Raw genomic sequence first — 19,473 nt, 5'->3', positions numbered from 1 at the left:
ACGGGGTGAGCAGCGGGATGACGACATCGACCAGTACCGGGGCGGGCCGGGACCGGGGACCGGCCATCCTCGCGCCGGCCCGCTTCGGCGGCTACCCCGGGCCGGTCCGCCCGGCCCTGCCCGGCGGCAAGCTGCTGCGTTTCCTGGCCACCACCGACCACAAACAGATCGGCCTGCTGTACCTGCTGACCTCGTTCGGTTTCTTCCTGGTCGCCGGGGTGCAGGCGATGCTGATCCGCGGCGAGCTGGCCCGGCCCGGCCTCCAGTTCCTCTCCCCCGAGCAGTACAACCAGCTGTTCACCTCGCACGGCACCATCATGCTGCTGCTCTTCGCCACCCCGGCCGCGTTCGGTTTCGGCAACTACCTGGTACCGATCCAGATCGGCGCGCCGGACGTGTCGTTCCCCCGGCTGAACGCGCTGGCCTACTGGCTGTTCCTGGTCGGCGGGCTGATGGTCATCGGCGGTTTCCTCACCCCCGACGGCTCGGCGGACTTCGGCTGGACCGCGTACACGCCGCTGAGCCGGGTGCAGCACTCGCCCGGCGTCGGGCCGAACATGTGGATCATCGGGCTGGTGCTCTCCGGGCTGGGGACCATCCTCGGCGCGGTCAACCTGATCGCCACCGTGCTCACCCTGCGGGCGCCCGGCATGACCATGTTCCGGATGCCGATCTTCACCTGGAACATGCTGCTCACCAGCCTGCTGGTGGTGCTGGTCTTCCCGCTGCTGGCCGCCGCGCTGCTGGCGCTGGCCGCCGACCGGCTGCTCGGGGCGCACGTGTACGACCCGGCCACCGGCGGTCAGATGCTGTGGCAGCACCTGTTCTGGTTCTTCGGCCATCCCGAGGTGTACATCATCGCGCTGCCGTTCTTCGGCATCATCACCGAGATCATCCCGGTCTTCTCCCGCAAACCGATCTTCGGGTACAAGGGTCTGGTCGCGGCCACCATCGCGATCACCGTGCTGTCGATGACGGTCTGGGCGCACCACATGTTCGCCACCGGCCAGGTCCTGCTGCCGTTCTTCAGCATCCTGAGCTTCCTGATCGCGGTGCCCACCGGGGTGAAGTTCTTCAACTGGATCGGCACCATGTGGAAGGGGCAGCTCACCTTCGAGACGCCGATGCTGTTCGCGGTCGGTTTCCTGGTGACCTTCCTGCTCGGCGGGCTGACCGGGGTGCTGCTCGCCTCGCCTCCGGTGGACTTCCACGTCACCGACAGCTACTTCGTGGTGGCCCACTTCCACTACGTGCTGTTCGGCACGGTGGTCTTCGCGCTCTTCGGCGGGTTCTACTTCTGGTGGCCGAAGATGACCGGCCGGCTGATGGACGAACGCCTCGGCAAGATCCACTTCTGGACCATGTTCCTCGGCTTCCACGGCACGTTCCTGGTGCAGCACTGGCTCGGCAACGAGGGCATGCCCCGCCGGTACGCCGACTACCTGCCCACCGACGGCTTCACCACGTTGAACACCATCTCCACCGTCTCCTCGTTCGTACTCGGCGTCTCCACCCTGTTCTTCATCTGGAACGCCTGGAAGTCCTGGCGGTACGGGGCGATGGTGACCGTCGACGATCCGTGGGGCTTCGGCAACTCCCTCGAATGGGCCACCACCTGCCCGCCCCCGCTGCGCAACTTCGACCGGATGCCCCGGATCCGCTCCGAGCGGCCGGCGTTCGACGCCAAGTACGGCCCCCTCGTCGCCGACCTCGGCCGGGACCTGCCGCAACGCAGCACCCGCCCACCCCAGACCATGCGCGAGGAACTGCGCCACGAGAAGCACCTACCGGAGTCGCCGAGCGCCCGGGGCGCCCGGGGCGCCCACGAGGCCGCCGACTACCAGCCGATCCCGCAGTCCGGGGCCCGTCCGGTGGAGGTCCCCGAGCCGGAGGGGGTGTTGCGGCCCAGCTTCGAGGAGACCGAGCAGCCCGGCGAGGATCCGCTCGACGCCGAGCGGGAGCCCGACGGCAACGACCGCTGGCGGCACCCCCACCCGCCGCCCCACGACTGAGCCGGGGATTCCCCCACCGCCGGTCGCCGGGCTGCCCGCAGGCAGCCATCCGGCCCGCCCGACCCACCCGGCCCGCCCGCGCGGCCCCGCTAGCCCCGATCGCCGGGCTGCGCCGCCCTCGCGGACTGGGTCGCCGAGTCGCCGGGCCGGGGCGCGCGCCGCTACCCCCGGTCGGCGGGCTGCGCGGTCGCCGCCGCCCGGGTGCGCCCGGTCTCCGGCTGCTCGCCGTTCTGCCAGGGCGGCGGGGCGTCGGCGAGCATGGCCTGACGCAGCCAGGTCAACGCCCGGGACAACAGCCGGGAGACGTGCATCTGGGAAATGCCGAACCGCGCCGCGATCTCCGCCTGGGTCTGGTTGCCGTAGAACCGCATCGCCAGGATGCGCCGCTCCCGCCAGGGCAGCCGGTGCAGCAGACCACTGACGGTCACCCGGTCGTCGACCGACTCCAACGCGTTGTCCGACTCACCCACCAGGTCACCGAACTCGGCGGAGCTCTCCCCACCGACCGGCGCGTTCAGCGAGGCCGGACTGTAGCCGGCGGCGGACTCCAACGCGGCGAGGATCTCCTCCTGCGGGGTCTCCAGCCGCTCGGCCAGTTCGGCCACCGTGGGGCTGCGGGACAGCTCACTGGTCAGCGCGGCGGTCGCCTGGCCGACCTCGAGGATCAGGTCCCGCAGCCGGCGGGGCACGTGCACCCCCCAGGTGCGGTCCCGGAAGTGCCGCTTGATCTCACCCACGATGGTGATCGCCGCGTACGCGGTGAACGAACCCCGCTCCGGGTCGTACCGGTCGACGGCGTTGACCAGACCGAGCCGGGCCACCTGCTCCAGGTCCTCCAGCGGCTCGCCCCGGCCCCGGTAGCGGCGGGCCAGCCGCCCGGCGAACGGCAGGGCGAACCGGACCAGGTCGTCCCGCGCCTCCTGCCGCCGTTCGGGCGGAAGACCCTCGATCCGCGCCGCGTACGCCAGAGCCGCCGCGTCAAGGTCCTCCAGTCCCCGCTCGGTCGGGGCCGGGGTGGTTGTGGTGGGCTGTCCGAACATCCGCGCCTCCCTCGCCGAAGGTCCCCTCCGTCCGGCTGGTCCCGGGCACGGCACAGTGCCGCGCCCGGGCCGGCCGGGTCGGAGATTGGGGAATGCGACGAGCGACAACCGCAGCGCCACGAAACGTGATCAGGTCGTCGCAGCCAGCGGTGTTTCCGCTCTGTAGGTACTCAACCACGAGACCCCGAGGTCGCGAGGATGATTCGCCGGGCTGGCCCGGTCCACCACCGGCGGAGCCGGTACGCGGGCGTGCCGCCGGGGCGCGGGAGGCGGATGGGGATCAGGTGACCAGCAGGCCCTGCGCGGTGCCGCTGTCCCGCAACGCGGCCAGCGCGACGTCCGCCCGCAGCGGCGGCGGCACCGGCAGGTCGTACGGCTGGCCCCGGAGCACCTCGGTGGCGCGGCGGGTGGGCACGGAGGTCACCGGGTAGCCGCGCGCGGCGGTCCGGTCCAGGGCGCGGCGACGACGGCCGAACGAGGCGACGGCGAGCCACTGCGGCAGCCCGGCCAGCGCCGGGGACGCCACCCCCGGCGGCTCCGGCAGGACGTCCACCGAGGTGAACGGCTCGCTGCCGGCCAGCCACCACTCGGCGGCCGAGACGCTGCGCCGGGTGGCGTTCTCGCACCAGTACGGCACCAGCCCGGCCCGCACCACCTGCCACGGGTCGAGCAGTCGACCACACTCCACCACCAACCGGTCACCGGTCTTGCCGGCCGCGCGCAGCCACCCCCGGTACAGGTCGGCGACGGCCGCGCTGAGCACCTCCGGGCGCGGCACGAGCACCCGGTGCAGCGGGTGTCCCCGACGACCGGCCCAGTCCCGGGCGTCGAGTTCGAAACCGGACTCCACGCCGTTCTCGGCCGGGGCCTGCGGCACGGAGACCTCCGGCGGGTCCCAGCGCGCGCCGTCACCGCCGGCGGAGCGGAGCACCTGACGCAGCGCGTGGGCGTCCGGATGGAAGTCCACCGGGTCCAGCCCGCTGGCCGGGCAGCCCACCTGGAAGCTGTGCCCGCGACCGGAGTCGCGGACCGGCCAGGTGCGGGCGTCGCGCAGCAGCAGCACCGGCGCGCCGGGGTCCAGCTGGTCGGCCAGGAACCGCAGGTACGCCGCCGGCAGCCGCTGCCACCGTACGCCCAGCGACACCGTCGCCCCGGCCAGCGCGCCCCGGCTGGCCGGGCAGTGCACCTGGCGGACGTGTACGTCGTCGTTGCCGCGCAACAGCCGGGCGGCCAGCGCCGCGCCGTGGTCCCAGGCGGCCCGGGGCCGGTCGACCGCCCCGTCGGTCCAGTGCACGGTGGTCTCGAATCCGGTGGGCAGCCACGGCACGCCGAGCGCCACCGCGAGGTGGACGGCCGCCCCGTGCGCCGAGCCGAGCACCACGGCCGGGAAACGCCGGTCCGGGTACTGGTCGACGATCCACCGGGCCACCCGTCCGGCGTCCACCTCGGCGGCCTGGTCCACGGTCAGCGCCACCCGCCCGGCGGCCCGGACCACGGCCGCCCGGCGTACCGGCTCGGGCGCGCCCACGAACCGGGACAGGGCCGGCGGATGGCCGATGTCGGCGCAGTCGGTGCCGTTCAACGCCCGCGCGGCCGCCGCCACCAGCACCCGCGCGGTGCTGCCCACCGCCACCACCCGGTCCCCGGCGGGGCCGGCACCGGCGTCCGGAGGTCCACCGCGCGTCCCGCGTCCCGATCCGACCCTGCCTCGTTCGCTCGCCACGCGGCCCGGCTTCCCGTCCGGATGGGGTTCAAACGGGGCCTCCGCCACCCGGCGGGGGGAATCCGAGCCTGGTCCCCCTTCGGGTTTCCCCGGCCCCGGACGGAGGTCGCGCCCCCGGCGTCCGGCTGCCGCCGGGGCTGGCCGGGCGGGGTTTCGGGGCATCCGGGCCGGGCACATCCGGTGCCATGCCGGAGAACGAGAGAGCCGCCGCGACCACCATCACCCCCTACCCGGACGGGCCGCTGCTGGTGCGGGGGGACTTCGCCCTGGTCACTCCGGACGGGGAGCGCATCGACACCCGGCGGGGCACGGTGGCGCTGTGCCGGTGCGGCCGGTCGGGGTTGAAGCCGTTCTGCGACGGCACCCACAAGGTGACCGGTTTCCGCGCCGAGGGGAACCACCGACCGACCTGAGCCACCGGTCCCGGCCGGGCCGCCCAGGGCGGGTCCGGCCGCCGTGGGTAGCGCGGTGCCGGCCGTCCGGCCGGGGCCGTCAGCGGGTCAGGCCGCCAACGGCAGCGCGGTGCCGGTCGTCGGGCGCAGCGAGCTGCCGCCGGCGGCCCAACTGTCCAGCAGGTGTCCGGCGAGGAGCCCGTCCACCGCCAGGCACGCCGCCGCGCCGAACAGCACGTCCCCGGCGAGGTCCGGCTCGGCCCGGACCAGTCCCCCGCACAGGTCGTGTGCGGCGATCTGCTCGTGCACGGCGTCGGCGGTGACGTGCTCGTCGTAGAAGCGGGTGGCCGTCCCGTCCAGTCCCAGCCGGCGCAGCCCGTTGCCGTACCGACGGTTCGGCAGCGAGGAGGTCATCTCGAAGGCTGCCAGGTGCCCCACCAGCGCCCCGCGCCACCGCCGGTGCAGGCCGAACAGCGAGATCAGGTTGTTGGTGGCCAGGGTCACCCCCGGGACCGCCTCCAGGTACGCGGCGTAGCCGCTGTCCAGACCGAGCCGGTCCAGGGTGCCGCGGAACAGTTCGGCGTGCATCCGCTCCGGGCGGCCGCCACCGTACTCGTCCATCTGGATCTCCAGCAGCGCGGCCTTGGCCGGCGCGCCGAGCCGGGGGATCGCCCAGGAGTGCGGGTCGGCCTCCTTCAGGTGGTAGATCGAGCGGTGCACGACGAACTCCCGGAACTGCTCCAGGGTGGCCGTCCGGTGCAGGGTGGCCGCGAGCGGCGGACCGTGGTCGGCCCGGGTGAGCTCGGCCAGCGCCGCCGGCAGCTCCGCCGCTGACGGTGTCGGCAGCGGACCGACCAGCCGACGCAGGGCCGCCTCGAACGGCCGCTCGGCACGGGCCCGCAGGGCCAGCAGGGACGGCTGCCACTCCCACTCCTCGGCCACCCCGACCCAGCCCCGGTAGTGCAGTTCGTAGCAGAGGAACAGGGTCAGGTGCAGGTCCTCGTCGGTGAGCGGGTCGTCCGGTTCGGGGACGAGGTGGTCCGGCAGGTCGTGTGGCGGGTGCCGCCACGCGGTGAGCACGGCGGCGGGGACCGGGCCGCGTGCCCGGGGCAACGGCGCGGGGCCGTACGGGCGCGCAGCGGGGTCGGACATGGCACCTCCTGGGTCGACTGGGCCAGTAGATGCCCTGGCCAGCCCCGACTAAACGACGCCGGCGACCCGGGTACGGCAGGTCACCGCGTCCCGGGTCGGCGGGGCAGGTCGGCGGGGCGGGTCAGGCCGGGCCACGCCCCGGGGTGCCGGCGTCGACGTACCGCAGTACCGCGCCGATCCCGTCGGTCAGCTCGGGGGCCTCGTCCCGCCCGAGCACGGTCAACGCCGCGTCGGTGCCGACCAGGGCGCGTAGCAACGCCTGGTCGGCGCGTACCCGCTGCGGCTCGTCGACGGACAGGGCGGTGAGCTGACCCGGGTCGGTGGCGATCTCGGTCGGTTCCGGGCCGATCCACAGGTCGTCGGTCGACGACGGGTCGTCGACCATGATCATGGTGTCGACCTGGTTGCGTTGCAGCGCGGCGACCACCGCGTCCAGCCCGGCCCCGACGTCCTCCTGGACGCCGAAGCGGTCCAGGGTCTCGCGGACCCGCCGGTCGGCCAGCTCGGCGACGGTCTGCACGGTGACGTCCTCCATGGCGGCCGGGTCGGCGCCGCCGGTGCGGGCGCCGGCGTCGGTCCGGACCAGCCGGTCCTGCCAGCGGGGCGGGAGCTGGGCGGCGAGCACGCCGGTGGCGCGGACATCCCCGGCCAGCACCACCACCTCGGCGCCGACCCGCTCGGCCAGCTCGACGGTGGCCGCCGCCGTGTCCCCGGCGTTGTGGTGCCACGCCTCGGTGGCGGCCCGCTGGTAGCGCGACTGGGACCAGCCGCCCGGCCGCACCCGGCGCAGCTGGTAGCTCTCCCGGCCCCGTACGTGCGCCCGGCGCGGCACGCCACCGGCGCTGACCGCCACCACGTCGGCCCCGGTGCGGTCGGCGAGCACCCGCACCCAGGCGACCTGTTCGCCCCGGTCGGCGACCAGCGGCATGGTGTGCGGCAGCGGACCGTGGTAGGCGAGATCCGTCGCGGGCGGGGCGGAGAGGTACTCGGCCAGCGCCACCCGGCCCCGGGCCGCGAAGACGGCCAGCCCGTAGTCGCCGGTCAGCGGGTCGTGCCCGCGCACCGTCCGGTCCAGGGCGGCCACCGTCGCCGGGTCCGCCCCCTGGTCGGCGAGGCGGCCCGCCAGGGCCCGCCAGCGCAGGTCCAGGGCGGGGCGGGAGTCCTGGGTGTCCCGGGACGCGTCCAGGTACACCGAACACCACGGCCCGGGATGCTCGTAGAGCGGGCGCAGGAAGGACAGCTCCATGCTCGACCCCTTTCCGGCTCGGCCCCGCGCTTACCCGCGCCGCTGCGGTTGTCACCTGATCGCCGCTGCCGCGACCCGGACGTTCCTGCGGCGGAAGACCACGGCGGCCGGCACCGGCGACGCGCCGTACGCGTGAGGGGTTCACTCATGTGGTTCAACCCCGGTCGACCGATACGATCGGTGTACAGAACAGAACAATCGGTGGTGACGACGATGGACAGCGACCTCCGACGCCCGCGGATCCTCCGCCCCACCGGCAGGATCTTCACCGGGCGGGTGGTCCGTTTCATGGACGGCTACACCCGGGAGATGCGGGTGGCGCAGCCGATCCTGGTGGCGGTGGTGACGGCGGCCGGCGTGGTGCAGTTGCTGACCCTGCTGGTACGCACGGTGCTCAAGGCCGCCGGCGGCGCGGGCGCCCGACGCAAGTGGAAGGACCTGAAGAAGGGGCCGGAGTTCCTGGTCACCCCGGTCCGGTTGCGCGACACCGACGGTCAGCTCTACGAGGTCGAGCTGCACGGTCACCTGGCGCAGAGCGCGGTGCACCCCGGCGACCACGTCCAGCTCACCCTCCGCGACCAGGGCGACCCGGACCTGCCGCCCCGGATCGAGCGGATCGTCAACATCACCACCACCCAGTGGTTGACCCCGCGCCCGCCGACGGTCTGGTCGCACCTCGGGCCGCCGCTGCTGCTCCAGGCCGCCCTCGGCGTGCTGGTGGTGGTGTCCCTGCTGGTCCTCGTGATCGTCGTCTGAGCATCAGCGGTTCCGGCTGCGGCGGTCAGGCCACCTCACGGCGGGTGGGCGTGGGGCTGCCCGGCGCCCACCGGCGACCGGACGGCCCCGGCAGGTCCGCCGCCTCGTCGGCCGGGTCGTCGAAGACCGGCCGCCACCGGCCGGAGCGGGGGCCGGTGGGCGGGTCACCGAAGTCCAGCAGCGGATGCCGCAACAGCAGCAGCACCCCGTAGCCGGCGATGAGGAACCCGTGACTGAGCAACCAGGCCACCTGGACCCGTCCGGCCCCGACGTCACCGAGGCTGAGCAGGGTCAGCACGGCGACGAACACGGTCAGCACCGGGACCATCGCCGCCGGCCGGACCCGTCGCGCCGCGATGAGCCCGAACGCCGCGCCGATGGCGAGGTTCCACGCCGCCGACTCGTGCCACAGGTGGCCGGCGCTGGCGACCTGGTCGGTGTGGGTGTGGGTGCCCCGGGCCAGGGCCCCGATCTGGGTCACCCCGAGCAGGAACTGACCGGCGCCCAGCACGCCGAGCAGCCCGTACAGGGTCCGGGACAGTCGCGCCCACCACGGGCTCGGAGCCACCGCCAGCACGCTGTCGGGGATCCCCCGCGACGGCGGCGTCGGCAGGGCGACCCGCAGCAGCCGGCCGACCTCCGCAGCGTCGTCGTACCACCGGCGGCAGGACGGGCAGGACGCCAGGTGGGCGTCGAGCGCCGGGCCCTCCCCCGGTGACTCCTCGCCGTCGAGGCGGGCCGACAGGGCGTCCCGGCAGGAAGCGCAGTTCACCCGCCCATGGTGGCCGACCGCGCCACGCCGCTGCCACCCCGGCGCGCCGTCGGTTCCCCCATCAGCTCGGACGTACGGGTAATCTGTGCCGCATGTTCGCCGAGCGGGCCGACGACGAGACCGTTACCCGGCTCGCGCTGGCGGCAAAGACCGGGGACCGGCGGGCCGCCACCCGCTTCGTCGAGGTGACCCACCGGGACGTGCACCGTTTCCTGGCCTATCTGGTCAATCCGGTGGAGGCCGACGACCTGGCCCAGGAGACGTACCTGCGGGCGATGCGGGCGCTGCCCCGGTTCGCGGCCCGGTCCACGGCGCGGACCTGGTTGCTGGCGATCGCCCGACGGGTGGCCGCCGACCATCTCCGCTCGGCCGCCCGCCGCCCGCCGCAGGCCCGGCTCGACGACTGGCAGTCGGCGGCGGAGGTGGCCGCGTTCCGGCAGGGCTCCGCCGTCCTCGACGAGCAGGTGGCGTTACGGGACCTGCTGGACGGGTTGGCCCCGCAGCGGCGGGAGGCGTTCATCGCGACCCAACTGCTCGGGCTCTCCTACGCCGAGGCCGCCGAGGTCTGCAACTGTCCGGTCGGCACGATCCGCTCCCGGGTGGCCCGGGCCCGGGAGGACCTGGTCGCCGGGATGCGGGAGTCGGCCGGCCCCGGACGCAGCGTCGCCGGCTGACGTTCCCGGAGGGGGCGCGGTCAGCCCAGCGGAACGGGGCTCCGGGCCAGCTCCGGGGCGGCGGCGAGCCGGCCCCGCCGGCGGGCCCACCGCTCGAAGGCCAGCGTCGCGAACGGCGGTACGGCGCAGACCAGGGCCAGCGCGGTGGTCGGCCAGCTCCACCGGTGCAGCCACGCGACCAGCAGGGCCAGTCCGCCGTACGCGACGAAGAGCCCGCCGTGCACCGGCCCGGTGATCTGTACGCCGATCTCGTTGCCGGGCGGACCGTACTTGACCGCCATCGCCAGCAGCAGTGCCAGCCAGGAGAACGCCTCGGCGACGGCCACCACCCGGAACCACCGGGTCACCTTCTCGCGCACGTCCGCTCCCCTTCCGTCCGGGCCATGTTAGGGGCCGCAGCGGGTACCCCGGCGCGGGGCCGGCGGCGGCGCGACCCGGATCACGCCGGGCCGTCCGCGCGGGGAACGCGTCGGGGGCACAAAGGGACCTTCGGTCCTTCAGGTTTGGTCCGGCCCGTGCGAGGTTAAACACGCCAGGGGTGACAGGGTGGTGACCATGGGCGAGGACGTCGGCGTACGAACCTTCACACGGGAGGACCGGGCCCGCTACCGGGAGAAGGTCCGTCGTTGTCTGGACGTCTTCGCGGAGATGCTGCGGGAGTCCCGGTTCGACTTCGAGCGCCCGACGACCGGGCTGGAGATCGAGTTGAACCTGGTCGACGACGCCGGGATGCCGTCGATGCGCAACGCCGACGTGCTCCCCGCGGTGGCCGACCCGAGTTTCCAGACCGAGCTGGGCCAGTTCAACGTGGAGATCAACGTCGCGCCCCGCCGGCTGGCCGGCACCGGCACCGCCGAGTTCGAGGAGCACGTCCGGGCCAGCCTGAACGCCGCCGAGGAGAAGGCCCGCGCGCTCGGCGCGCACATGGTCATGATCGGTATCCTGCCGACGCTGCGTCCCGAGCACCTGACCGCCGGGACGCTGTCGGCGAACCCGCGTTACCGGCTGCTCAACGAGCAGATCTTCGCCGCCCGCGGCGAGGACCTGCGGATCGCGATCAACGGGGTGGAGCGGCTGGTGACCACCGCCGACACGATCACCCCCGAGGCGGCCTGCACCAGCACCCAGTTCCACCTCCAGGTCAGCCCGGCCCAGTTCGCCGACTACTGGAACGCCGCGCAGGCCATCGCCGGGATCCAGGTGGCGCTCGGCGCGAACGCGCCGCTGCTGTTCGGTCGGGAGCTGTGGCGGGAGACCCGCATCCCGTTGTTCGAGCAGGCCACCGACACCCGGGCGGAGGAGATCAAGGCCCAGGGGGTACGCCCCCGGGTGTGGTTCGGGGAACGCTGGATCACCAGTGTTTTCGACCTGTTCGAGGAGAACGTCCGCTACTACCCGGCGCTGCTGCCGATCTGCGACCCGGAGGACCCGGCCGAGACCCTCGCCGCCGGGGACGTGCCGAAGCTGGCCGAGCTGCGCCTGCACAACGGCACCATCTACCGCTGGAACCGGCCGGTCTACGACGTGCTGCGCGGCCGACCCCACCTGCGGGTGGAGAACCGGGTGCTGCCGGCCGGCCCGACCGTGCTGGACACCGTCGCCAACGGGGCCTTCTACTTCGGGCTGGTCCGGGCGCTCGCCGAGGCGGACCGGCCGCTGTGGTCGCAGATGTCGTTCAGCGCCGCCGAGGAGAACTTCCAGAGCTGCGCCCGGCACGGCATCGACGCCCGGGTGTTCTGGCCCGGACTGGGCTACCTGCCGGCCACCGAGCTGGTGCTGCGCCGGCTGCTGCCGCTGGCCCACCACGGCCTGGACCGGTGGGGGGTGGCCCCGGCCGAACGGGACCGGCTGCTCGGCATCATCGAGCAGCGCTGCCTGACCGGCCGCAACGGGGCGACCTGGCAGGTGGCCACGTTGCACCGGTTCGAGTCCGAGGACCACCTGGACCGGCCGGAGGCGCTGCGCCGGATGGTGGGCCACTACGTCGAGCTGATGCACGCCAACCGGCCGGTCCACGAGTGGCCGCTGCCCTGAGCGGGACTCAGCCCGGGGACGGGTCGTCGCGCAGCCGGCTGTAGAGGTGACCGTCGCGCCACCGGCCGGCCCGGAACTCGCACGACCGGATGACGCCCTCGAACCGGAACCCGGCCTTCTCCAGCGCCCGCTGCTCGGCGACGTTCTCCGGGTGGGTGCCGGCCTGGACGCGCTGGGCCGGGGTGTGCGCGAACAGGTAGTCGGCCAGCATCGCCTGGGCCCGCCAGCCGATGCCCCGCCCGCGCCACTCGGGCAGCAGCGCGATGCCGATCTCCCAGTGCCGGGCCAGCCCGCCGTACGACCCCGCGGTGTAGCTGACGAAACCGGCCGCCACCTGCTCCGCCTCGACCTCCACCACCAGGCGGCCGTCGTCCGGACCGAGGTAGCCGTCGGTGGCGAACCGCCGGCCCGGCGCGCCGGCATCGCGGAAGCCGGCCCAGTCGAGCCCGATCAGGCCCGGCTCGACGAGGAAGCGCCGGAACATCGCCAGGTCCGCCTCGACGACCGGCCGTAACCGGACCGCCGGCTGCGCCGGGCCGGTCACGGCAGCGCGGCCGCGTTCACCCGCAGCCCGGTCAGGACCCGGTCCCGGAGAAGTTCGTACTCCCGCCGGCAGCGGCGGACGGTCGGTGGCCGCGGGGTGACCTCCCCCCTCGGTGACGTCCGCCACGCTACGGCCGTCCGGTGGCCGGTTCCGCCGGCCCGGGGTCGGGCTCCGGACGGAACGTCGACCCGCGCCAGGTGAGGACGAGGAACAGGACCGCCCCGACGACGATGGCGATGTCCGCCACGTTGCCGATGAACCAGTCGAAGTAGGCGATGAAGTCGACGACGTGGCCCTGACCGAACGACGGCTCCCGGAACAGCCGGTCGCCGAGGTGGGTGGTCGCGCCCCCGAGGATCAGCCCCAGCGGCACCGCCCAGGCCCGGGACCGCACCCGCCACGCGTACCAGAGGCCGACCAGCACCCCGACGGCGGTGACGATGGTGAAGATCCAGGTCGCCCCCGCGCCGATCGACAGGGCCGCACCCGGGTTGTAGATGAGCTGGACGCCCAGCGCGTCGCCGAGCAGCGGGGTCCGTTCGCCCCGGGTGAGGGTCGACTCGGCCCACCATTTCGACAGCTGGTCGGCGGCGACCACGGCGACCGCGATGCCGGCCACCAGCCGGGGCGCGTGCCGGCTCCACCGCTGCCCCCGGGCGGTGCCGGAGGGGTCTGGGGCGTCGGGGGTGTCGGCCGTGTCCGGGGCCGTCCCGTCGGTCACCGTACGCTCGCTCATTCCGCCAAGTCTGGCATGCCCGGCGGGACATCGACCGGTCCCGCCGGGCATGACCGGGTCACAGCGCGACGATGGCGGCGGTCTCCGCGGGCAGTTGCAGTCCGTCCCGCATCACGGTCACCCCGGTGCCGGTGGCGAGCAGCACCTGGCGTACCACCCCGGGCAGGTTGATCCGCTGCGGCCGGTCGGCGAGGTTCGCCACCACCAGGCACTCCCCGCGCCGGACGATGAGGAACCGGTCCCCGTGCCGGACCTCGACCCGGTCCAGCCGGGGGTCGGACAGGTCTGCGCGGGCCTTGCGCAACGCGATCAGCCGCCGGTGGAAGTCCAGCAGCTCCCGGTGCTCGGGCTTGTCCAGCTCGGCCCAGTCCAGCCGGGACCGGACGAAGGTCTGCCGGTCCTGCGGGTCCGGCACGTCACCGGGCGGCCAGCCGTGCGCGGCGAACTCCCGGCGACGGCCGGTGGCGACCGCGGCGGCCAGTTCCGGCTCCGGGTGGCTGGTGAAGAACTGCCAGGGCGTGCTCGCCCCCCACTCCTCCCCCATGAACAGCATCGGGGTGAACGGGGCGGTCAGCAGCAGCATCGCGCCGACCCGCAGCAGCCCCGGGGAGAGCGTGGCGGAGATCCGGTCGCCGGTGGCCCGGTTGCCGATCTGGTCGTGGTTCTGCAGGTACGCCACGAACCGGTGCCCCGGCACCCGCTGCCGGTCCACCGGCCGGCCGTGGGTGCGGTTCCGGAAGCTGGACCAGGTGCCGGCGTGGAAGAAGCCGCCGGTGAGCACCTCGGCCAGGCAGTCCAGCGAGCCGAAGTCGGCGTAGTAGCCCTGCCGTTCCCCGGTGAGCAGGGTGTGCAGGGCGTGGTGGGCGTCGTCGTTCCACTGGGCGTGCAGCCCGAGCCCGCCCGCCTCCCGGGGGGTGATCAGCCGGGGGTCGTTGAGGTCGGACTCGGCGATCAGCGACAGCGGCCGGCCCAGGTGGGTGGCGAGGGACTCCACCTCGACGGCCAGCTCCTCCAGCAGCGGGGTGGCCCGGTGGTCGACCAGCGCGTGCACCGCGTCCAGCCGCAGCCCGTCGACGTGGTAGTCGCGCAGCCACATCAGCACGCTGTCGACGATGTACCGGCGTACCTCGTCGGAGTGCGGGCCGTCGAGGTTGACCGACCGCCCCCAGGTGTTGCTCTGCTCGGCCAGGTACGGCCCGAACATCGGCGCGTACGCCCCGGACGGGCCGAAGTGGTTGTGCACCACGTCGAGGATCACCCCGAGGCCCTTGCGGTGGGCCGCGTCGACCAGCCGCTTCAGCCCGTCCGGGCCGCCGTAGGCGTGGTGCGGGGCGTACCAGCACACCCCGTCGTAGCCCCAGTTGTACTCGCCGTTGAAGGCGTTGACCGGGAGCAGCTCGATCAGGTCCACTCCGAGGTCGACCAGGTGGTCGAGGCGTTCGACGGCCGCGTCGAAGGTGCCTTCCGGGGTGAACGTGCCGACGTGCAGTTCGTACAGGATGCTGCCGGGCAGTTGCCGGCCGGTCCACGCCTGGTCCTGCCAGTCGAAGGCGGCGTGGTCGTAGACCCGGCTGGGGCCGTGCACGCCCGCCGGCTGCCAGCGCGAACGCGGGTCCGGCAGGGCCCGCTCGTCGTCGTCGAGCAGGTACGCGTAGTCGGTGCCGGGGCCGGCGTCGGGCACCTCGGTGTGCCACCAGCCGCCGCTGCCGGCGACCATGTCCCGGTCCCGGGTGCCGATCCGCAGCCGGACCCGGGTGGCGTGCGGTGCCCAGACGGTGAATTCGGTCATGCGGTCTCCCCGGTTTCGGCGGGAGCGGACGCCGGCTCGACCGGAGCCAGCAACGCGACGGGGTAACTGCCCAGCAGATCGCCCAGCGGCACCCGGGGACCAGCGTAGACCCGTCCGGTGAACAGCTCGGTCATCTGGTTGACGGGAAGTGACACGGTCGTGTCGCCCCAGCCACCGCGCCGGGCCAGCCCCAGCGGCAGCCGGGTGGCGACGGCGAGCGCGCCGCCGGTGTCGAAGCAGACCGCGTGCGCCGCCGCCGGGCCGCGCGCCGGCAGCGGCCGGTGGTCGGTGAACAGCTCCGGCCGGTCCCGACGCAGCCGCAGGGTCCGCGACACCACCAGCAGTTTCGCCGCGCCGCTGGCGTCGACCGGTGGCCGCCAGCCGGCGTCGAGGCGGGCCAGCAGGTCCCGGCGTACGGCGAAGTCGACCGGGCGGCGGTTGTCCGGGTCGACCAGGGAGTTGTCCCACAGTTCGGTGCCCTGGTACGTGTCGGGCACCCCGGGCATCGCCAACTGGACGAGTTTCTGGCCGAGCGAGTTGGACCAGCCGGCCCAGGTGATCTCCTCGGCGAACGCGGTGATCGAGTGGTGCAGCCCGGGGTCGTCGTACATCCGGTCGACCAGGGCGTGCAGGGCGCGCTCGAAGACCGGGTCCGGGTCGGCCCAGGTCGTGGCGGCGGCGGCCTCCCGGGCGGCCTTCTGCACATACCCGTGCAGCCGGTCCCGGTCGATCGGCCAGGCCCCGACCACGGTCTGCCAGAGCAGATGGGCGAAGGCCGGGTCGGGCAGCGGCACCTCCCGCATCCAGTCGCCGACCTGCCCGGCCCAGCGGTCCGGCAGCTCGGACAGCACCGCCAGCCGGGCCCGGACGTCCTCGGCGCGTTTGGTGTCGTGGGTGGAGAGCGTGGTCATCGCCCGGGGCCAGCGGCGCAGCCGGGCGGCGGCGAACCGGTGGAACTCCTCCGGTGGGGTACCGAAGTGGACCGGGCTGCCGCCCACCTCGTTGAGCGCGACGAACCGGCTCCACCGGTAGTAGGCGGTGTCCTCCACGCCCTTGGCCATCACCGCGCCGGTGAGCTGCGGGAACCGCTGGCCGAGTTCGTCGTCGGGGTCGCGCAGCCGGGCGGTGAGCGCGTCCAGGGCGGCGGTCAGGTCCGGGCGGCGGCGGCCCGCCTCGGCGCGAGCGGCGGCCAGGTGCCGGCTGCCGTCCGGCGGGTAGCCCCGGTACACCGGGAAGCAGGCGGCCAGTTCGGCCAGCGCGGCGCGGGCGGACTCCCGGTCCACCTCCGGGGCGAGCGCGGCCAGCCGGGTCAGCTCGGCGGCGAGCAGCCGGGTGGCGGCGGCCAGTTTGGTGGTGTGGATCAGCTCGGGCCAGGAGGTGGCCCGCCCGGTGATCCGGGTGTCCAGGACGGTGAAGTCGTCCTCGGCGCGCCGGTCGACGAAGAGCCCGCCGACCGGGGCGAGCGCGTCGTAGCCGGTGGTGCCGTCGACCGGCCAGTCCGGCAGTTCCTCGCCGTACTCGAGGATCTTCTCCACCACCAGCCAGGCGTCGGGCGCTTCGGCGCGCAGCCGGGCCAGGTAGCCGGCCGGGTCGCGCAGCCCGTCCGGGTGGTCGACCCGGATGCCGTCGACCTCGCCGGCCGCCGCCCAGCGCAGGATCTCCGCGTGGGTGGCGGTGAACACGTCCGGGTCCTCCACCCGCAGCCCGGCCAGGTCGGAGACGGCGAAGAACCGGCGGTACGTCAGTTCGGTGTCGCCGCGCCGCCAGGAGACCAGCTGGTAGTGCTGCCGGTCGTGCACCTCCCGGGGACTGCCGTCGCCGGTGCCGTCGGCGACCGGGAAGCGGTGCTCGTGGTAGCGCAGCTCCCCGTCGGCCAGGGTCAGGTCGTCCAGCGCGTCCGGGCTGTCGGCGAGCACCGGCAGCAGCAGCCGGCCGGCGTCCCAGTTGATGTCGAACCAGTGCGCGTACGCCGAGTCGCGGCCGGCGCGCAGCACGTCCCACCAGGCCGGGTTGGCCGCCGGGCGGGCCACCCCGGCGTGGTTGGGCACGATGTCCACGACCAGGCCGAGCCCGGCCGCGCGCAACGCGGCGACCAGCCGCCGCCGGCCGTCCTCGCCGCCGAGTTCCGGGTTGACCGCCCGGTGGTCGACCACGTCGTAGCCGTGCGCCGAGCCGGGGGTGGCGGTCAGCAGCGGCGCGCTGTACAGGTGGGTGACGCCCAGGTCGGCGAGGTAGTCGGCCAGCCCGGCGGTGGCGGTCAGGTCGAAGTCGGGCCGCACCTGCACCCGGTAGGTGGCGCCGACCCGCCGGCCGGCCTCGGCCGACGGGTCGGGCCCGGTCGACGTGGCGGACGTGGACGGCGCGGTCGGCGCGGCGGACGTGGACGGCGGCGACGGTTCGTCGGCGGGGTGTCCGGCGGCCGGAGGGGTGACCGACATCAGAGCGTCCTCTCCAGGACCACCAGGGAACGGTCCGGCACCCGCAGGGTGCCGCCCGCGCCGACCACCATCGGGCCGTCCGGGTCCGGATCGGCGGTACTGATCACGCAGTGCCACTTCTGCCCGAACTCGCCGCCGGGGAGGGTGAAGTCCAGCGGCGCGTCGTGGGCGTTGAAGCAGAGCAGGAACGAGTCGTCCCGGTGGCGTTGGCCGTACTGGCCGCGTTCCCGGATGCCCTCGCCGTTGACGAACAGGGTGACCGCCCGGCCGAAGTCGTTGCCCCAGTCGCCGCCGTTCATCTCCCGCCCGTCCGGGGTGTACCAGGCCAGGTCGGGCAGCGGCTGCTCGGCGGAGCGCCCGCCCACCGGCAGGCCGGTGAAGAACCGGCGGCGACGGAACACCTGGTGGCGGGCCCGGAACGCGGTGAGCGTGCGGACGAACTCCAGCAGCTGCTCGTCGACGTTGTCCCAGTCGATCCAGGCCAGCTCGCTGTCCTGGCAGTACGCGTTGTTGTTGCCGTGCTGGGTGCGGCCCAGCTCGTCGCCGTGGCCGATCATCGGCACGCCCTGCGACAGCATCAGGGTGGCCAGGAAGTTGCGTCGCTGCCGGGCCCGCAGGGCGAGGATCGACTCGTCGTCGGTGGGGCCCTCGACACCGCAGTTCCAGGATCGGTTGTGGCCCTCGCCGTCCCGGTTGTCCTCGCCGTTGGCCTCGTTGTGCTTGTCGTTGTACGACACCAGGTCGTTGAGGGTGAACCCGTCGTGGCAGGTGACGAAGTTGATGCTGTGGAACGGTTTGCGCCCGTCGTCCTGGTACAGGTCGGCGGAGCCGGAGATCCGGGAGGCGAACTCGGCCAGGGTGGCCGGCTCGCCGCGCCAGAAGTCGCGGACGGTGTCCCGGTACTTGCCGTTCCACTCGGTCCACACCGGCGGGAAGTTGCCGACCTGGTAGCCGCCGGGGCCGACGTCCCACGGTTCGGCGATCAGCTTGACCTGGCTGACCACCGGGTCCTGCTGGACCACCTCGAAGAAGGTGGAGAGCCGGTCCACCTCGTAGAACTCGCGGGCCAGGGTGGCGGCCAGGTCGAAGCGGAACCCGTCGACGTGCATCTCGGTCACCCAGTACCGCAACGAGTCCATGATCAGTTGCAGCGAGTGCGGGCTGCGCACGTTCAGGCTGTTGCCGGTGCCGGTGTAGTCGACGTAGTAGCGGCGGTCCTCCTCGCTCAGCCGGTAGTAGCTGGGGTTGTCGACGCCCTTGAAGCTCAGCGTCGGACCCAGGTGGTTGCCCTCGGCGGTGTGGTTGTAGACCACGTCGAGGATCACCTCGATACCGGCGGCGTGCAGCGCCTTCACCATGCCCCGGAACTCCTGCACCTGCTGGCCGAGGTGGCCCAGCGCCGAGTAGCCGTGGTGCGGGGCGAAGAAGCCGATGGTGTTGTAGCCCCAGTAGTTGCGCAGCCCCAGGTCGGCCAGCCGGTGGTCGTGCACGAACTGGTGCACCGGCATCAGCTCGATCGCGGTCACCCCGAGCCGGGTCAGGTGCTCGATCATCGGCGGGGAGGCGATGCCGGCGTACGTGCCGCGCAGTTCCTCCGGGATGTCCGGGTGCCGCATGGTCAGCCCGCGGACGTGCGCCTCGTAGATCACCGAGTGGTGGTACGGGGTGCGGGGCGGCTTGTCGTTGCCCCAGTCGAAGTACGGGTTCACCACCACCGACTTGGGCATGAACGGGGCCGAGTCGTCCTCGTTGATCCGGTCCGGGTCGCCCAGCACGTAGTCGTAGACCGCCGGGTCCCACTGCACGTCCCCGTCGACCGCCTTGGCGTACGGGTCGAGGAGCAGCTTGTGCGGGTTGCAGCGCAGCCCGTTCGCCGGGTCGTACGGCCCGTGGATCCGGTAGCCGTACCGCTGCCCCGGTTCGATGCCGGGGATGTAGCCGTGCCAGACGTGCGCGTCGACCTCCCGGAGCCGGACCCGGCGTTCGGCCCCGGTGTCCCACTCGTCGAACAGGCAGAGGTCGACCGCCTCGGCCACCTCCGAGAAGATCGCGAAGTTGGTGCCCATCCCGTCGTAGGTGGCCCCCAGCGGATAGCGGTCACCCGGCCAGACCTGCATGTCGCTCCTTATGGGCGTGGTTCGTCGGCGGCGTCGCAGCGGTGGGAC

17 protein-coding genes are annotated in these 19,473 nt (G+C 73.6%); 6 read left to right on the top strand and 11 right to left on the bottom strand.

Annotation, left to right across the window (positions count from 1 at the left end):
* Nucleotides 1-17: 17 nt before the first annotated feature.
* Complete coding sequence (gene ctaD / locus PVK37_RS18835) at nucleotides 18-2,012, top strand: aa3-type cytochrome oxidase subunit I (RefSeq protein ID WP_275028790.1); 1,995 nt, start codon at nucleotides 18-20, stop codon at nucleotides 2,010-2,012.
* A gap of 161 nt (nucleotides 2,013-2,173) precedes the next feature.
* Here ctaD and PVK37_RS18830 read toward each other — a convergent pair whose 3' ends face one another.
* Together PVK37_RS18830 and PVK37_RS18825 are read right to left on the bottom strand one after the other, a co-directional pair.
* Nucleotides 2,174-3,052, bottom strand: a complete 879-nt coding sequence (locus PVK37_RS18830) for a SigB/SigF/SigG family RNA polymerase sigma factor (protein ID WP_275028789.1) — start codon at nucleotides 3,050-3,052, stop codon at nucleotides 2,174-2,176.
* Between the two features lie 280 nt (nucleotides 3,053-3,332).
* Nucleotides 3,333-4,688, bottom strand: a complete 1,356-nt coding sequence (locus tag PVK37_RS18825; RefSeq protein WP_275035170.1) for a hypothetical protein — start codon at nucleotides 4,686-4,688, stop codon at nucleotides 3,333-3,335.
* A 272-nt stretch (nucleotides 4,689-4,960) separates the two neighbouring features.
* On the opposite strand from PVK37_RS18825, the gene PVK37_RS18820 reads away from it, so the two are divergent.
* Entirely contained in the window at nucleotides 4,961-5,188 is a 228-nt protein-coding gene (locus tag PVK37_RS18820; RefSeq protein WP_275028787.1) for a CDGSH iron-sulfur domain-containing protein, read from the top strand.
* A gap of 87 nt (nucleotides 5,189-5,275) precedes the next feature.
* On the opposite strand, the gene PVK37_RS18815 is transcribed toward PVK37_RS18820, so the two are convergent.
* Complete coding sequence (locus PVK37_RS18815) at nucleotides 5,276-6,319, bottom strand: iron-containing redox enzyme family protein (RefSeq protein WP_275028785.1); 1,044 nt, start codon at nucleotides 6,317-6,319, stop codon at nucleotides 5,276-5,278.
* Between the two features lie 121 nt (nucleotides 6,320-6,440).
* Complete coding sequence (locus PVK37_RS18810) at nucleotides 6,441-7,565, bottom strand: baeRF2 domain-containing protein (protein WP_275028784.1); 1,125 nt, start codon at nucleotides 7,563-7,565, stop codon at nucleotides 6,441-6,443.
* Here PVK37_RS18810 and PVK37_RS18805 point away from each other — a divergent pair.
* Nucleotides 7,564-7,701, top strand: a complete 138-nt coding sequence (locus PVK37_RS18805) for a hypothetical protein (protein ID WP_275028782.1) — start codon at nucleotides 7,564-7,566, stop codon at nucleotides 7,699-7,701. The genes PVK37_RS18810 and PVK37_RS18805 overlap by 2 nt on opposite strands.
* Nucleotides 7,702-7,769: 68 nt before the next feature.
* Nucleotides 7,770-8,321 (top strand): hypothetical protein, encoded by a 552-nt coding sequence (locus tag PVK37_RS18800; RefSeq protein WP_275035169.1) that lies wholly within the window; start codon nucleotides 7,770-7,772, stop codon nucleotides 8,319-8,321.
* A gap of 25 nt (nucleotides 8,322-8,346) precedes the next feature.
* On the opposite strand, the gene PVK37_RS18795 is transcribed toward PVK37_RS18800, so the two are convergent.
* A complete protein-coding gene (locus PVK37_RS18795) occupies nucleotides 8,347-9,093 on the bottom strand; it encodes a zf-HC2 domain-containing protein (RefSeq protein ID WP_275028780.1) in 747 nt (248 codons plus the stop codon).
* Nucleotides 9,094-9,185: 92 nt separating this feature from the next.
* Between PVK37_RS18795 and PVK37_RS18790 the strand changes: the two genes are divergently transcribed.
* Nucleotides 9,186-9,767: a sigma-70 family RNA polymerase sigma factor gene (locus tag PVK37_RS18790; protein ID WP_275028779.1), complete on the top strand. Its 582-nt coding sequence runs from the start codon at nucleotides 9,186-9,188 to the stop codon at nucleotides 9,765-9,767.
* A gap of 20 nt (nucleotides 9,768-9,787) precedes the next feature.
* Here PVK37_RS18790 and PVK37_RS18785 read toward each other — a convergent pair whose 3' ends face one another.
* Nucleotides 9,788-10,126: a DUF3817 domain-containing protein gene (locus PVK37_RS18785; RefSeq protein ID WP_275028778.1), complete on the bottom strand. Its 339-nt coding sequence runs from the start codon at nucleotides 10,124-10,126 to the stop codon at nucleotides 9,788-9,790.
* Between the two features lie 196 nt (nucleotides 10,127-10,322).
* Between PVK37_RS18785 and PVK37_RS18780 the strand changes: the two genes are divergently transcribed.
* A complete protein-coding gene (locus PVK37_RS18780) occupies nucleotides 10,323-11,801 on the top strand; it encodes a glutamate-cysteine ligase family protein (protein WP_275028777.1) in 1,479 nt (492 codons plus the stop codon).
* Between the two features lie 7 nt (nucleotides 11,802-11,808).
* On the opposite strand, the gene PVK37_RS18775 is transcribed toward PVK37_RS18780, so the two are convergent.
* From PVK37_RS18775 to glgX, 5 genes are all read right to left on the bottom strand, one after another.
* Complete coding sequence (locus PVK37_RS18775) at nucleotides 11,809-12,345, bottom strand: GNAT family N-acetyltransferase (RefSeq protein WP_275028776.1); 537 nt, start codon at nucleotides 12,343-12,345, stop codon at nucleotides 11,809-11,811.
* A 127-nt stretch (nucleotides 12,346-12,472) separates the two neighbouring features.
* Nucleotides 12,473-13,081, bottom strand: a complete 609-nt coding sequence (locus PVK37_RS18770; protein ID WP_275028775.1) for a signal peptidase II — start codon at nucleotides 13,079-13,081, stop codon at nucleotides 12,473-12,475.
* Between the two features lie 58 nt (nucleotides 13,082-13,139).
* On the bottom strand, nucleotides 13,140-14,870 hold the full coding sequence (gene treZ / locus PVK37_RS18765) for a malto-oligosyltrehalose trehalohydrolase (protein ID WP_275028773.1): 1,731 nt from the start codon (nucleotides 14,868-14,870) through the stop codon (nucleotides 13,140-13,142).
* Nucleotides 14,867-17,308 carry a malto-oligosyltrehalose synthase gene (treY, locus tag PVK37_RS18760; RefSeq protein WP_275028772.1) on the bottom strand — a complete coding sequence of 814 codons (2,442 nt, stop codon included), beginning with the start codon at nucleotides 17,306-17,308 and terminating at the stop codon, nucleotides 14,867-14,869. Before treY ends, treZ begins: the two co-directional genes overlap by 4 nt.
* Nucleotides 17,308-19,425 (bottom strand): glycogen debranching protein GlgX, encoded by a 2,118-nt coding sequence (gene glgX, locus PVK37_RS18755; protein ID WP_275028771.1) that lies wholly within the window; start codon nucleotides 19,423-19,425, stop codon nucleotides 17,308-17,310. The genes treY and glgX overlap by 1 nt, the downstream gene beginning before the upstream one ends.
* Between the last annotated feature and the right edge of the window lie 48 nt (nucleotides 19,426-19,473).

The organism is Micromonospora cathayae (genome assembly GCF_028993575.1).
Classification (GTDB): Bacteria; Actinomycetota; Actinomycetes; order Mycobacteriales; family Micromonosporaceae; genus Micromonospora; species Micromonospora cathayae.
The sequence above is the reverse complement of the archived record's forward strand: the minus strand, read 5'-3'. Positions and strand labels throughout refer to the sequence as shown.